This is a genomic window from Endozoicomonas arenosclerae (genome assembly GCF_001562015.1).
GTDB classification, from domain to species: domain Bacteria; phylum Pseudomonadota; class Gammaproteobacteria; order Pseudomonadales; family Endozoicomonadaceae; genus Endozoicomonas_A; species Endozoicomonas_A arenosclerae.
Genome location: NZ_LASA01000138.1, coordinates 25,349 through 39,882, shown reverse-complemented (window position 1 = coordinate 39,882; position 14,534 = coordinate 25,349). Strand labels below are relative to the sequence as shown.

11 protein-coding genes are annotated in these 14,534 nt (G+C 48.2%); 8 read left to right on the top strand and 3 right to left on the bottom strand.

What is annotated here, in order from left to right; genetic code table 11:
* Nucleotides 1-521, top strand: a 521-nt coding sequence (locus tag WG89_RS21175; RefSeq protein WP_216638533.1) for an aminoacyl-tRNA deacylase, incomplete at its 5' end; no start/stop codon positions are given.
* 38 nt (nucleotides 522-559) lie between these two features.
* Here WG89_RS21175 and WG89_RS21170 read toward each other — a convergent pair.
* The 3 genes from WG89_RS21170 to WG89_RS21160 are packed head-to-tail and all read right to left on the bottom strand — an operon-like array spanning nucleotide 560 to nucleotide 3,152.
* Nucleotides 560-1,918 carry an ATP-binding protein gene (locus tag WG89_RS21170; protein ID WP_062269552.1) on the bottom strand — a complete coding sequence of 453 codons (1,359 nt, stop codon included), beginning with the start codon at nucleotides 1,916-1,918 and terminating at the stop codon, nucleotides 560-562.
* The gene (locus WG89_RS21165; RefSeq protein ID WP_062269551.1) at nucleotides 1,896-2,573 is read right to left on the bottom strand and encodes a winged helix-turn-helix domain-containing protein; all 678 of its coding nucleotides are present in this window, start codon (nucleotides 2,571-2,573) and stop codon (nucleotides 1,896-1,898) included. The genes WG89_RS21170 and WG89_RS21165 overlap by 23 nt, the downstream gene beginning before the upstream one ends.
* A 51-nt stretch (nucleotides 2,574-2,624) precedes the next feature.
* Nucleotides 2,625-3,152 (bottom strand): PepSY domain-containing protein, encoded by a 528-nt coding sequence (locus WG89_RS21160; RefSeq protein ID WP_062269550.1) that lies wholly within the window; start codon nucleotides 3,150-3,152, stop codon nucleotides 2,625-2,627.
* 438 nt (nucleotides 3,153-3,590) lie between these two features.
* Between WG89_RS21160 and brnQ the strand changes: the two genes are divergently transcribed.
* From brnQ to WG89_RS21125, 7 genes are all read left to right on the top strand, one after another.
* Complete coding sequence (gene brnQ, locus WG89_RS21155) at nucleotides 3,591-4,928, top strand: branched-chain amino acid transport system II carrier protein (RefSeq protein ID WP_062269548.1); 1,338 nt, start codon at nucleotides 3,591-3,593, stop codon at nucleotides 4,926-4,928.
* Nucleotides 4,929-5,273: 345 nt separating this feature from the next.
* Nucleotides 5,274-6,425 carry an ATP-dependent zinc protease family protein gene (locus WG89_RS21150; RefSeq protein ID WP_062269546.1) on the top strand — a complete coding sequence of 384 codons (1,152 nt, stop codon included), beginning with the start codon at nucleotides 5,274-5,276 and terminating at the stop codon, nucleotides 6,423-6,425.
* 8 nt (nucleotides 6,426-6,433) lie between these two features.
* Nucleotides 6,434-7,975, top strand: a complete 1,542-nt coding sequence (locus tag WG89_RS21145) for a UUP1 family membrane protein (RefSeq protein ID WP_062269544.1) — start codon at nucleotides 6,434-6,436, stop codon at nucleotides 7,973-7,975.
* Between the two features lie 3 nt (nucleotides 7,976-7,978).
* Nucleotides 7,979-8,950, top strand: a complete 972-nt coding sequence (locus WG89_RS21140) for an alpha-L-glutamate ligase-like protein (RefSeq protein WP_062269541.1) — start codon at nucleotides 7,979-7,981, stop codon at nucleotides 8,948-8,950.
* A 68-nt stretch (nucleotides 8,951-9,018) separates the two neighbouring features.
* Nucleotides 9,019-9,681 (top strand): glutathione S-transferase family protein, encoded by a 663-nt coding sequence (locus WG89_RS21135; RefSeq protein WP_062269539.1) that lies wholly within the window; start codon nucleotides 9,019-9,021, stop codon nucleotides 9,679-9,681.
* 372 nt (nucleotides 9,682-10,053) lie between these two features.
* Entirely contained in the window at nucleotides 10,054-12,189 is a 2,136-nt protein-coding gene (locus WG89_RS21130) for a diguanylate cyclase (protein ID WP_062269537.1), read from the top strand.
* Between the two features lie 203 nt (nucleotides 12,190-12,392).
* Complete coding sequence (locus WG89_RS21125; protein ID WP_062269535.1) at nucleotides 12,393-14,525, top strand: di-heme-cytochrome C peroxidase; 2,133 nt, start codon at nucleotides 12,393-12,395, stop codon at nucleotides 14,523-14,525.
* The last annotated feature ends 9 nt before the right edge of the window (nucleotides 14,526-14,534 follow it).

Below are 14,534 nucleotides of genomic sequence, written 5' to 3'. Positions count from 1 at the left end.
CTTTTTCTGCGGAGACCGGACTCATGAGCATAGCTCCGAAAATCGATCAGTACCTTCAATCCAACAACATTCCTTTTGACACTATTTCTCACCCTCCCAGTCACAGCTCGGTACAAAGTGCCATAGCAGCCCAGATACCCTTGAGCAATGTCGCCAAGGCTGTAATCCTGAAAGACGATGTCGACAACTATCTGATGGCAATAGTACCTGCCTCCAGTCGTCTGCAAATGAAGCAGATGAAAGAAATCACTGACTGCCAGCTGAAACTGGCCAGCGAAATGGAGCTGAGCCAACAGTTCAGGGACTGCCAGAAAGGTGCAATCCCCCCTATAGGAGACGCCTACGAAATGGACTCTATCTGGGATAACAAACTCAGTGAACTGCCGGATGTGTACCTGGAGGCAGGCGACCATGAAACCATGATTCACCTGACCAAAGAAGCCTTTCAGCACATTATTGCCAACCATCCACACGATGATTTGTGCGTAGCCCCCCACAGAGATACTAAAGAAGACTTGTAAATAACAGTGAAGCCTGCCTCTAGACAGGCTTCACTCACTTACGAAGGAAAGGTCAGTTTGACAGCAAAACGGTGATCATTACGATCGAAGCTGATGATAGCCCCATGAAGATCAGCCACCACCTTAACCAGTGACAGACCCAGCCCATGACCTGGCGTAGTACGACTTTCATCCAGACGATATAACCTCTGGAAGACCTTTTCCTGCTCCGAATCCGGTATACCTCTGCCCTGATCAATGACAGAAACGGATGTGCGATCCACTACGATTTTGATCTCACTGTCTTCCGGGGCATATTTGATCGCATTTTCAACCAGATTGAACAGAATTCTGAACAGTAACTGATGATTCCCGTTAATCACCAGAGTCTCCTGCACTTCAAGCATCAGCGACTGCTCACGCTCTTCTGCCAGGGGTTCTGCCAGCTCTATCACCTCGGTGCCAATCTCATCGAGATTGCAATTTGAAAACTCTAAATTGCCCTGCCCGTACTCAAGCTTGGTCAGTTCTAACATGGCATTAAAGGTATGCAGAATGGTTTCAAGCTCAGCCTGGGCTTCAATGATATCTTCAGCATCAGCGCCACCCTTGCGAAGAAATCCATCCAGCCTGATCCTCAACCTTGACAGCGGAGTTCTTAGGTCATGAGCAATACTGCTGGTGACAGATCCAATCGCTTCAACCGAGTCCTCTATCTGTTCCAGCATATGATTGATATGCCCGGCCAGCTCATCAAACTCATCGCCCTTTTTTGACACTGGCACACGGGCCGCCAACTCACCCTCACCTACCTTGGCAGTCACTTGATTAATACTGTGAAGCCGAGCCATTACCTTTCTGGAAAAAAGGAAGCCGGTTACCAGTCCAACCAGTAATACCAGAATCATGGCGGAATAAAGAGCCAGCGTGAATCGAGAGACAAACAGATTAAAGTCCGACGAGTTATAGGCCACCACCATGGGACCCCAGGGAGTATTAATACGACTGCCCCGGACTCTCTGAAAACGCTCATCCCCCAATACCGAGTCACCCAGTATCCAGAAGCTGCCCATGGCGGGAGCAACAGGAACCGTCTCAGGTAAATAATTGAGGTTTCCGAGATAGCCATCAGGTGTTTTTAACACCACTAGCACCTGCCGACTGTCTTCAGCCAGTTGGTCAACGGCCTCCCTGAACTCATATTCAGAGCTGTTTTTTGCCAGCGATGACAGGGAATTAAGCTGCTCCAGAACAAAATGATCCTGTCTTTTCTGATAAAAGCCCAGACTAAAATCTTTCACCAGCCAGAGAGCAGAGCCACAAAGCACAATGACAATAGCAGTATGGATCAGGGTGTAACGAACCAGCGATGAGGCCCTGAGTCGAGCCAGTGGATTAAGCCGGCTCACGGAGTACATAGCCCGCTCCTCTGACCGTCTGGATTAATGAAGCGCCACCGGCAGAGTCCAGCTTTTTCCTCAACTTGGCCACATGGACATCAATAATGTTGCTGCCCGGATCAAAGTGATAGTCCCAGACCGATTCAAACAGCATGGTTCTGGAGATCACCTGACCTTTATGTTCCAGCAAAAAGCGCAACAACTGAAACTCCCTTGGCTGAAGGTCAATTTCTATCTGATTTTTCACCACACGTCTTGAAAGCAAATCCATCTCAAGATCGGAAATAACCAGCGAAGTTTCGGCTTCCTTGGCATGACCCCTGCGAGTCAGGATTTCGGCACGAACCAGAAGCTCACCGAAAGAGAAAGGTTTACAAAGATAATCGTCACCTCCCTGCTTCAAACCTTTGATACGATCATCGACACCATCCAGGGCACTGAGAATAATAACCGGGGTCTGATTTTCAGCCGCCCGAAGTGCTGCCAGAACTTTCAGCCCCTCCATCTGAGGCAGCATCCGGTCCAACACAATGACATCATAACTTTCGCCAGAGGCGAGAAATAAACCATCCCTGCCGTTATCCGCCACATCAACAGTCCAGCCCTGCTCCATAAACCCTTTGGCAATGTAGTCACGGGTTGTCTGATCATCCTCTACCACTAACAATTTCATCTTCAGACCTTAGGCACTGTATGGAATAAGCGTGAAAAAACTCTATCACCACTAACGGGTTACAGGAATGGGCTTACCTGACTGCAAGTCAACAATAACCTTGCGCTCCCCTTTATCCGTGAGCAGCTCTATTTCGAAAAAGACAATACCTTTTTCCTGCTCAAGCTCGGCCTCCATCAGAACGCCCGGAACCACCTTTATGGCCTCTTCCACAGCTTTCTGAAGGGTCACTCCACTGTTCATAAGCAGCTGGTACTTCCGGGTCTTGAGCTTATTACTTGAGATGCGATCTTTTTCATCCAGCCATATCTTGCCGGACTCGGCATCCATAATCAGCTCTAACTCAACCCCCTCCCGGGAATCGACGACGGTAAATTCATAAACCATAGCGCCATCTTCATCATCGATTCCGAACTCACTGAGGTAACCCGGATACTTGTCTGTAATTTTCTGAATAGCTTCTTCAGGCTTGATTTTGGCATTTTCGATGGCCAGACGGGCAATCACATCATCCTGACCGGCCAATGCCGCAGTAGAGACCAGAAACAGCCCCAAAATAACCTCTTTTAGTAACCTCATGAGCCACCCTGTTCTTTTAAGCGGATTGAGACCAATCCCATTGAATATTAAATACTGCACTATTGTGGGACAAAATAGCGTTTTCCGGATGAATTCACCGTGATCAGAACATTAACAAAAGTTAATGAAGCAGCCTCAGACCTCGATAATAGAACTAACAAAAACAATTTGAGTCAGACTATTCATGGCGAACACAGGCAATAAGGAAGCGAAGGTGCAGAAAGCGCAGGCTACCACTTTCAGAAATTGAGTCCATACTTGAAGGCAGGCTAAGAATAGACAGTTCGGCTTAAAGCCCAGAAAGAACGGCCGTACCTTTAGCAGCTCTAAAAAGCTCTTGACTGCGCCTCGTTCTACTGAACTTTATATTCGAACGCTATCCTAAGCCTGCTTCCTAGAGATTTCGCCCGATAAAATGAATCAAGGCAGAGCCATAGCATGAAGCAACGATTAAGCCTGCAGAACATTATTGGAATGGGATTTATGACCTTCGCCATGTTTCTTGGCGCGGGCAATCTGATTTTCCCTCCTCTGGCTGGCCAACTGGCCGGCACCCAGATATGGCTTGCTGCCGCAGGCTTTCTGATGACTGGCGTCGGCCTACCGCTGTTAGCGGTCGTGATGATTTCCCGGGTGGGTGGCGGCTTTAATGAAATTACCCGGGAGCTTCCCCGCAGCCTCATAGCCTTGATGGGCAGTTGCATCTATCTGATTGTGGTACCTATTTATGGTGCCCCAAGAACGGGACTGGTCGCTTATGAAGTAGGAATGATTCCCTTTATTGAAGAGCCTGGCGCCTTATCAAGGTTTCTCTATAGCGTCGTTTTCTTTGGTATTGCCTGGTATCTAAGTCTCAATCCCGGAAAACTTCTTGAGTCCGTTGGCAAAATCATCACCCCTGCCTTAATTCTGTTACTGGTTATTCTTGGCATAGCCCCCGTCATCCACCCACTGGGTGAAGCTGGCGAGCCTATGAACGACTATGTAGACAATGCCTTCGCCCGCGGCTTTCTGGAAGGCTATATGACCATGGACGCTCTGGCTGCATTACTGTTTGGGATAGTCATTATCACCAACCTTAAATCCCACGGCATTACCTCACCCAGTGCTCTGGTCAGACACTCTCTGATTACTGGCTGTATCGCAGCTGCAGGTCTCGCACTTGTCTACCTTTCATTATTTAATCTCGGGGCAACCAGCCGGGAGATTATTCCGAATCCTCAAAACGGGGGCCATATACTCTCCGTGTATGTTAACCACCTGTTTGGCATCTACGGCAATATCCTGCTTGCAACCGTTGTCACCCTGGCCTGCCTGACGACAGCAATTGGCTTGCTGACTGCTGCATCAGAGTATTTCTGTGAACTCAACAACCAGTTCAACTACAGGGTTCTGGTCGCCGTCATCAGCCTTTCCTGCATGATGTTTGCAAATTTGGGCCTGAACCAGATCATTGAACTGTTTATTCCAGTTTTACTGATCCTGTACCCCGTTTGCATTGCCCTGATACTCCTGGGTCTGATCAGGGACTCTTTACCCAACCCAAATCTCGTCTATCGGGCGACTCTGCTGGTGACATTTATCCTTAGCATTGTCGATGCCAGCAAGGGCGTAAACCATCCACTGGCAAAAGAACTGCTGGAACCCTTTAAAATGCTGCCGGGACATGATTTCAATCTCAGCTGGGTGGCACCTTTTGTTGTCACTATTGCTCTGACCTGCCTACTGGGCAAACTCTCCTCCCCATCGTCAACAGCCCACGAAGATCATTTGTAAGCGAAGGATTATACGGCCCGGAGATCAGCATCCGGGCAAACCTAAGCCTGAATCACACTCTGACCACTAAACATTTGTCGTATTAATACCTTTGCCATAAAACCTTTATACAGTTTCTTGTGAGCACTAAAATGCTATCTGTACATCGCCTTTAACTGATCGAAAAGTCTAAAAAACAAACATGCTTTACAAAATTATGAGAGACAGTAACTTTCCATATCACAATAAGACACAATGCCAGGGCAATCGCTTGGCAAGTGGTTAAACATCAAGTAAGCTGCTCTGCTTGCGATAAACTATCGCGGCTACCACTCACTCATTTATGTATACATAAGTAGCGTACCCATGACCCGTTTTCCGGCAATACCCGCGGTTATCCTGGCGATTTCCGCTCTGACTGGCTGCCAGGTACTGCAACAACCTGCTCAAACCACGGACAGTCAGAAGACTCCCCAGACTGAAACCGAGTCCTCCAAACCAGAACAAACAACTGGCGAAGCAAAAGGTAATAAACCTTCCAAACCTCCTCGCCCTGATACTATTTCTGTCAAGCAGCAACTGGTCCAAACTCCAGCCCGCTTTGAGGGCAAGTTGGTACTCGGTTTTGCCGAAAAAGGCACTCTGACAGAATACGGCCTGGAAATGGATGCCAAAATTGACACCGGAGCCGGTCGTTCTTCAATTGATGCCAGAAACATCAGAAACTTTGAACGGGACGGCAAAAAGTGGGTTCGCTTTGATCTGCCAAGAACCAGCAAAGGTAAAGTCACACTGGAACTGCCCGTCAAGGACACAATCCTGATCAAACGACCAGGAGAAGAATCCCAGTCTCGCCCCATTGTTAACATGAACGTTAAAGTCGGCGACATTACCCAGAATCTGGATATATCCCTGAACGACAGAACCCGATTTGAATTCCCTCTGCTGGTCGGTCGTGACTTTCTCAAAGACATGGCCATTGCCGATGTAGGTAAAAAATACATTGCCACCAACAAAGTCCTTGATACGGTCACCCGCAAGATTCCAGCTGATGAAAATCTGAGTATCAAGGAACAGATCGACAAACCTGTAGACATTGGCGGATTACAAGTACTGGGTGAAGTTGAACAGGTTCATGTTAAAGGCTTTAAAAATACGTTTAAGGCTCGTATTGATACCGGTGCCAAGACGTCTTCCATAGGCGCCACTGAAATCAAATATTTCAAAAAAGGTAATGAGAACTGGGTTCGCTTCAAAATTATCCATGGCGATGAAAGCCAGATGTTTGAGCGCAAAGTACACCGTGAAATTGAAATCAAACGTCACGGCGGCCTGGAAAACCAGGATCGAGTCACCGTTTTTATCCCAATATCACTGGGTAAAATCGCCAAGGATGTTGAATTTACCCTGACGGATCGTCAAGGCTACGAATACCCGATTCTGATCGGCGAAAGATTCCTGAGCAATACGGCTCTGGTTGATGTTGCCCAACAATATATTGCTGAGTTAAAGAAGTGAGGTTTTGAATGAAAGGACGTTTTCAACTCAGTCTGGCGGTGATCATACTGATCGCAGCAGGTCTGGGCCTGACTTTATATAAACACTTTGCTCTGGGCTTTCCCCTGACCCGTGGAGAAACGACAACGGTCTGGAGTGTTGAAGCAGAAATTCAATTCAAAGCGGACGGCGGCCCTGCCAAAGCCACTTTGACGCTGCCCGATCAGCAATCCGGATTCAGAATTCTCAACGAATCTTTTGCTTCTCCGGGCTATGGTATTAATCAGTTTGAAGACGATGGCCAGCGTCGTGCCGAATGGAGCATACGCAAAGCCAGTGGAATGCAGAGCCTTTTCTACAAGGTCAACCTGCACCCTGATCGTCAGCAAACAGAGCCCCTGGCGCCACCGGTTGATGAAAACAACGGCACGCTGAAGGCCAAGCCTTCCCTGCCAGAACCATATCAAACGGCGGCCAACTCTTTGTTAGAAAGAGTAACTGAACGCTCTGCTGACAGCCGCAGCTTTACCGGCACCCTGATCAAAGAGTTTATTGCCAAGCAGCCCAGCCAGAACACCAACATGCTTCTGAGCATGATTGATAACCGCACTGAGCTGACCAACCTGCTGATCGATATGCTTTCCATGACCGATATTCCAGCCCGAGTGGTTCGCGGCCTGTATCTGGAAGACGGCAGACGTCGCCAGCCAATGGTGGAAATGCTGGAGGTTTATACCAACGACGGCTGGATTCTGTTTGATCCGGAAACCGGCGTATCCGGTAATCCGGAGAACTTCTTCCTGTGGCAGCGTGGTGGTAAATCACTTATGGATGTTATGGGCGGCACTGCTTCTCGCGTATCCTTTTCCATGATTTCCCAGAACGTACCTTCCCGCGACCTGGCTATAGAAACTTCCCAGGCGGATGATGCAGCCCTGGTTGACTTCTCAATCTACTCCCTGCCGCTGGAAGTTCAGAATGCCTTCAAGAGCATCCTGCTGATTCCAATCGGTACCCTGGTCGTACTGATCATGCGTATTCTGGTGGGTCTGAGAACGTCAGGTACCTTTATGCCGGTCCTGATTTCCGTAGCCTTCCTGGAAACCCAGCTGCTGCCAGGCCTGGTGATCTTTATCACCATTGTTTCCATTGGCCTGTGGATTCGCTCTATCTTGAGTCAGCTCAACATGCTCCTTGTGGCCAGGCTGGCGGCGGTCATAATCGTCGTCATAGGCATAATGGGTGCCATGAGTGTGCTCAGTTGGAAGATGGGTATAACCCAAGCATTGACAGTGACCTTCTTCCCAATGATCATCCTGGCCTGGACCATTGAAAGAATGTCCATCCTCTGGGAAGAAGAAGGCCCCAAAGATGTACTGATAGAAGGCTTTGGCAGTCTTCTGGTAGCGTCTATGAGTTATCTGCTGATGTCCAACCCAATGGTTGAACACCTGACCTATAACTTCCCTGAGCTGCTCTTTACTGTTCTGGGTCTGACCCTGATGCTGGGTCAATACACTGGTTACCGTTTGCTGGAACTCCGTCGCTTCAAGCCTCTGGTTGGAGGTTGAGCCATGGAGTTCATTAAACGGTTTTTCAACAGTTTTGCCAGTCCATCCAGCCTCCATGAGGCGGGTATCCTGAGCATGAACATGCGAAATCTGGATTATGTAATCAAATATAATCCCCGCAAACTGTTGCCCCAGGTAGACGACAAACTGACGACCAAACACATGGCTGAAAAAGCCGGTGTCGACGTTCCAAAGCTACTGGGCGTTGTTGAGTACCAGCATGACATCAAGAACCTGGGCACCCTGCTTAAACAACACGACTGCTTTGTCATCAAGCCAGCCCAGGGCAGTGGCGGTAAAGGCATTCTGGTCATAGTCGGCCGCGATGGTGATCGTTACGTCAAAGCCAGCGGCGATACCCTGGAATTTGAAGACATCAACCGTCACGTCTCTAACATTCTGGGCGGCCTCTACAGCCTGGGTGGAAAGAGTGACGTAGCCATGATCGAAAGTTTGATTGTGGCTGACCCGGTCTTCAATGATTACAGTTTTGAAGGTGTACCGGACATTCGCATGATTGTCTTCAGGGGCTTCCCTGTCATGGGCATGTTGCGTCTGGCTACCCGTGCATCGGATGGCAAGGCCAATCTTCACCAGGGAGCCGTAGGCGTTGGACTGGATATTGCCAGTGGTAAAAGCCTCAGGGCCGTACAGTTTGACCTGCCCATTGAGAAGCACCCTGACACCGGACATAGTTTCGAGAAATTGAAAGTGCCTCACTGGGACAGATTACTGAAACTTACAGCGGCCTGTTACGACATGACAGGCCTCGGCTACCTGGGTGTCGATATTGTTCTTGATGAGGTCCACGGCCCTCTGATTCTTGAACTCAATGCCCGCCCGGGACTGGCCATCCAGATAGCCAATGGCTGCGGAATCCAGCCTCGTCTTGAGCTGATTGAATCCCTGCCTAACTGGAATATGCCCATCGAAGAAAAAGTCGCTTATTCTAAAGAGCACTTTGCCAGCGTGTAATACTCCCTTCATCAGGGCTTAACCGCCCTGATGAATTCTCACCTTCCATTCTCCTGAGTAACATCGGCATGCCAAACATCGAACTGATCAGCTTCAAGTTATGTCCGTTTGTTCAGCGCTCCGTCATCACCCTGCTGGAAAAGGACATCCCCTTCGACATCACTTACATCGATCTGGATGATAAACCCGACTGGTTTCTGGCCATTTCTCCTACAGGCAAGGTTCCGGTATTGAAGATTAATCAGGATAAGATTCTGTTTGAGTCTGCAGTGATCAATGAATACCTGGATGAGATCACCTCTCCTTCGCTCCACCCGGATGACCCTTTTACAAAAGCTCAGCACAGAGCCTGGATAGAGTTCGGCTCTGGCCTGCTGATGACCAGCTATCGCTTTATGGTGGCAACCGAACAGGCAAAGCTGGACGAACACAGGGAACAACTGATCAACCTATTGATAAAACTGGAACAGGAAGTATCTGGCAAAACGTTTTTCAATGGCAAAAGTTTCAGCCTGGTAGACGCAGCGCTCGCACCTATCTTTCGATGGCTAGAGATTATGGATAGACGACTCAATACTCAGCTGATGCTGAAAGCCCCTGGTCTCATCCCCTGGAGCAACAACATGCTGCGCCGTCCGTCCGTAAAAAATGCCGTTGTAGACGATTTTGAAACGCTTTATATCGATCGTTTACGCGACAGCGATGCTCTTTTGCGCTTAAACATTCAATAACTTTTCTATCTGTACAGCCAACCTGGTTGAGTGAAAACCATTCACCCTGAGCTTGTTGAAAGTCAGTGATATTGGACTTCGACAGGCTCTGCTCGAACGAATTTTGAGAGAGTTTCAACAAGGAAGTTAATTCCAGACAAGTTTTTAATATCTGACTTGCCGTCACACTTTAAGGGCTAATTCTTTCTGTATTTCTTTAAATTAGTACGGAGTAGCCTATTCTGTATTGGCCTGCACTCCTTCTCTATGTCACAATCGTTTACAGAATAACTAGATTTAAACAAGCAGCCCCCTAACAACAATGAAAAGCTGTAATGTCATTATTAGCTATAGCCTTATTCGCTATAGCACCGTCAAGGAGGACAGCCTGTTTTGCAGGTTCCATTGACCGTATTGACTCATTCTCAACGTGCGGCTCAGTTCATCAGAACTTTGCTGACAGTTCTGCTGCCCCTCTTTTTTATATCTCCCTCCATTCAGGCAGCTTCAGTAGCCGAATCAACCCCTGGTGGTCCGGTCGAACTTGCATCTTTCCTTAAGCCTGTTTCCGCTCCGGACACTATTGTTCGTGGAGATCAATCCAGCAATGATCAATGGTATAAACTTCGCCTGACCCTGAGTCACTCACTTAACTCTGACTGGTTACTGGTATTCAGGCGTACTCCTCACAAAAAATTGGATGTATTTACACCCACTGAAAATGGCTATCGACTGAATTCATTGGGTTCGGGCAGTCGTCACTCAAAATCTGATCCAAGAATCCTGAAACTGGCTCTATCAGATAACCGGATTCACGATCTTTATATACGGGTCAACAAGTCAGAACCCAATCGGCTGACACCCAGCCTGTGGCCACAATCACTCTACACACTCAACGAATACAAGAACCAGGCTTTCTCCGCTTCATTGCTAGCACTGCTGTTACTCTTTCTAGTCGGAGCTGCAGCCGTGATGATCTATACAAGACATCAATCTTACCTGCTATTGACTTCGCATCTTTTAGCCACAACTGCACTCGTTCTGATGCATCAGGGTGAAATATTCAGGATGATCAACTGGTCAGGTGATCCCGGCCTCTGGGTACTGACTATGACCGTAATCAGTCTGGTTTCCGCCCTCGCCTGTTATAAAAACCTTGGGCTTCTCGCTTTATACACCCCCAAGACTGACCGATTAATGCTGTGGCTTTGTTTCATGTCCGTAGGGTTTGTCGCAACATTCTTCCTGACCCAACAGATCATGTTGCTGAATGCAGCATTTTTGATGATTGCCCTGACCGCTGCCATCCTGACCGCCAGTCTGCTGACTATATTTGCCCAAGGTGTTAGACCTGCAAAACTGGCTCTACCGGTGATGGCCACACTGTTTTTTGCTCTGTTCAGCAGTTGGGTAGCAACAGACTGGCCTCGGGCCATACCCAACCAGCCAGAACTAGCTCTACTCTCCCTGCAATCATTGATGATTACAGGGCTTTACTGGGTTAACCGCAGTCACAAGCATCGTCAGGCGATCTCTATAAATCTGGTGACCACCCATAATGATAAACGACGTGTATTTGATACTGCCCTGCGCAAACATTTACAGGCTCCTACTAACGCCTTGATGGATGAAAAGGCAATTCGTGAGCGGATTCTGGAAACGCTGGATGCTGTCATGCCTGGGACCCCCTCAATGATTCTGGTTCGAAAGAAGGATTATTGGGATATCAGCAGCCATTATCCAAAAGCCGCCCAAATCCTGAAAAGCAGCATCGATACAATAGAAGACGAATTGATAAGCATCATTAACTCCGACCAGGAACATCATGTTCGACTGGAGGACAGGAACGGCGTCAAGTACTGGGTATTTCTTCTTCATACCGAAGAAAATCATCACACACTGCTCGTGGTATCCCCGGGAAGTCAGCGAAAAAAATCATTAAAGTGGCAGCAGATTACCGACATCAGCACCCATGCCCGCACCCTGTTTCAGGCCAATCAGCAAACCCGCTTCTGGAAGCTTCAGGCCAGCCTCGATTCACTCACCGGCATTCTGAACCGCAGGGCCTTTGTCAATGAAGCCAATGAACTGGTTCATCGAAAAGACCCTGAGCAGGCTCAGTCATGTCTGATTTTTATTGATATCGATGACTTCAAACAGATCAATGATCGTTTTGGTCATCCGGCAGGAGACAAAGTGCTTTCTGACCTGGCCAACCGATTAAGAAAAGAGTTACGACAACAGGATTTGATTGCCCGTTATGGTGGTGAAGAATTTGTTGCCCTGCTTCCTGAAACCGATGCGGTTCGTGGTGTTCAGATTGCAGAACGACTCAGAAACTCTGCATCTCTGTACGAGGGAGGTCCGGTCCCACTCAGTATCAGTCTGGGTATTGCGGCTACAGGACCACAGACAGACACCCTGGACAAGTTGCTCAAGGAAGCAGACGACGCACTCTATGAAGCAAAAAACACCGGAAAGAATAAAGTTTGCCGTGCTCCTTCCTGCAGGGATATACGACTTTCCTAGTCCGAAATGCTTGTGACTTATTCTACAGCCCCTGGGAATTCTCCCTTCCATAACAAATAGGCGCTTGCAAGATCATTTTTTGACCCATACCATAAAGCATACAAACCGGTAAAAATAACGAATAAGAAAACCGGAATCCAAAGGCCCTGCCAGTAAAAACAAAACTCAATTAACTTTTTGCCATAACAATAGGGACATTAATCATGGCTCTCCAACTTGTCACCCGGCTGTTCAAAGCTGCTGGAGACTTGATCTCGCGTAACAGACAGGCGATCAAGTTTATCTGTCTAGGCTTTGCCCTTTCTATCACCATTACCTTTATTTCCGGTAAGGTCTATCAGTCCTGGGATGACGATCCGCAGCGTGGTGCCGTAGGGATCGAAAATGGCGAGTTTAACGAGAGCTACAGCACACCGATCTATCTGGATCAGGGCTGGTCTGCTTCCGACAGCCTCTGGTATTACAATACCACTCAGGGTTCTGCCCTCCTTCCCTATGACTTCTTCCTGACTCTGGAACAAAAAGATTCTGAAACACCTGTCCGTGACAATATGAACATGGACAAGTATCGCTATCTGCCCCAAAAACCCACCTTCTTTAACCCTGACGGCCTGGCAGTCGGTTTTGTTAAAGAAACCTATCAGGGCAAGGACTACATGGGTTACACCTGTGCAGCCTGTCATACCGCTCAGGTTAACTATAAGGGAGCAGGCATTCGTATCGATGGTGGTCCCGCCATGGTGGATATGGTTGGTTTCCTGACCAGCCTGGAAGGGTCCATGAAGCAGACGCTCAGTGATAACGACAAGCGTGATCGTTTCATCAAAAATGTATTGGCGTTGAAGAACGATTATAAAAACGAAGAACAGATCATTGCCGATCTGGAAAAATGGACTGAAACCACCCAGCTCTACAACACCATTAACCACAGCAAGGTGAAATACGGCCATGCACGTCTGGATGCATTTGGTCGAATCTATAACCGTGTTCTGCAATATGTACTCAGCAAGAATAATGTCGAAGACGCTCTTGTTTCCGTCACCAGCCCATCTGGTCGCCACATTCTGAATCAGGCAGAAGTCGACAAAGTACTCGAAGGCGTTAACAAAACCATTCTTGGTAATGACGATTTCTCCCTGATTCTTGAACGTCTGATGTCCAAAGAGCCTGGTTACCCTGGTCTTTCCATAAAAGAAACACTCTACGTCAGAAACGCCCTGTTCAATGAACCTGATGCGCCGGTCAGCTATCCCTTCCTGTGGGACATTGCCCAGTCTGATTATGTTCAGTGGAATGGCCTGGCAGGCAACAGTGGCCTGGGCCCATTAGGCCGGAATACCGGTGAGGTGATTGGTGTTTTCGGTATTCTGGATTGGACTGCTAGTGATCAAGGCTTCAGCCTTTCATCCTGGCTCACCGGACAGGATCACAAACGCAAACATATTGATTTCAAATCCTCCATAGATCTGGTCAACCTGCAAAGATTGGAAGTACACCTCAAGAGCCTGCAATCGCCAGTGTGGCCTGAAGAAGTTCTAGGTGAAATCGATCAGAAAAAAGCTGCCCGCGGCCAGCGCATTTATGCCCAGTACTGCCAGTCCTGCCACGAAGTCATTGATCGCAGCAATCTGGACAGACGCGTTGTTGCACAGATGTCTGGACTTGAGCATATCGGTACCGATCCCGCCATGGCTGAAAACAGTGTTCAATACAAAGGTAAATCCGGTAACTTCGAACACACTTATCAGGATGTTGATGTCGGTACCGTCCTCATCACGGAAACCGCTCCTGTTGTACAAACACTGACGTCTGCCACCAAAGGTGTTGTAGCGACCCCTGACGCAGACAAATGGTGGATTCGCAGAATCGCTGACTGGTTCTATACCGTTGGCCTGTCCTTCTTTAACAATGACATCAAGGCCAGTGTCAAAAACGGTAACTATGACCCGGATACCACAGCCAACCCATACAACTCCCTGCTGGCTTATAAAGCCAGACCCTTGAATGGCATCTGGGCAACAGCACCCTATTTGCACAATGGCTCTGTGCCCACTCTATACGATCTGTTATTACCCGCTAAAAGAGACGGAGATCCAGAAGAAGGCGTTTATCGCCCTGACACCTTTATGGTCGGAAGTCGAGAATTTGACCCTGTTAGAGTCGGATTCAGATCAGAGGGTTATGACGGCACTCGTTTTATTACCCAGGGACGTGGCAACCTGAATACGGGTCATGAATACGCCGCAGGAAAAACCGCTCAAATGGATGGTACCGTTCTGCCAGCCTTGAATGATCAGGAACGCTGGGATCTTATTGAGTACATCAAAACTCTGTAATTCGAAAAA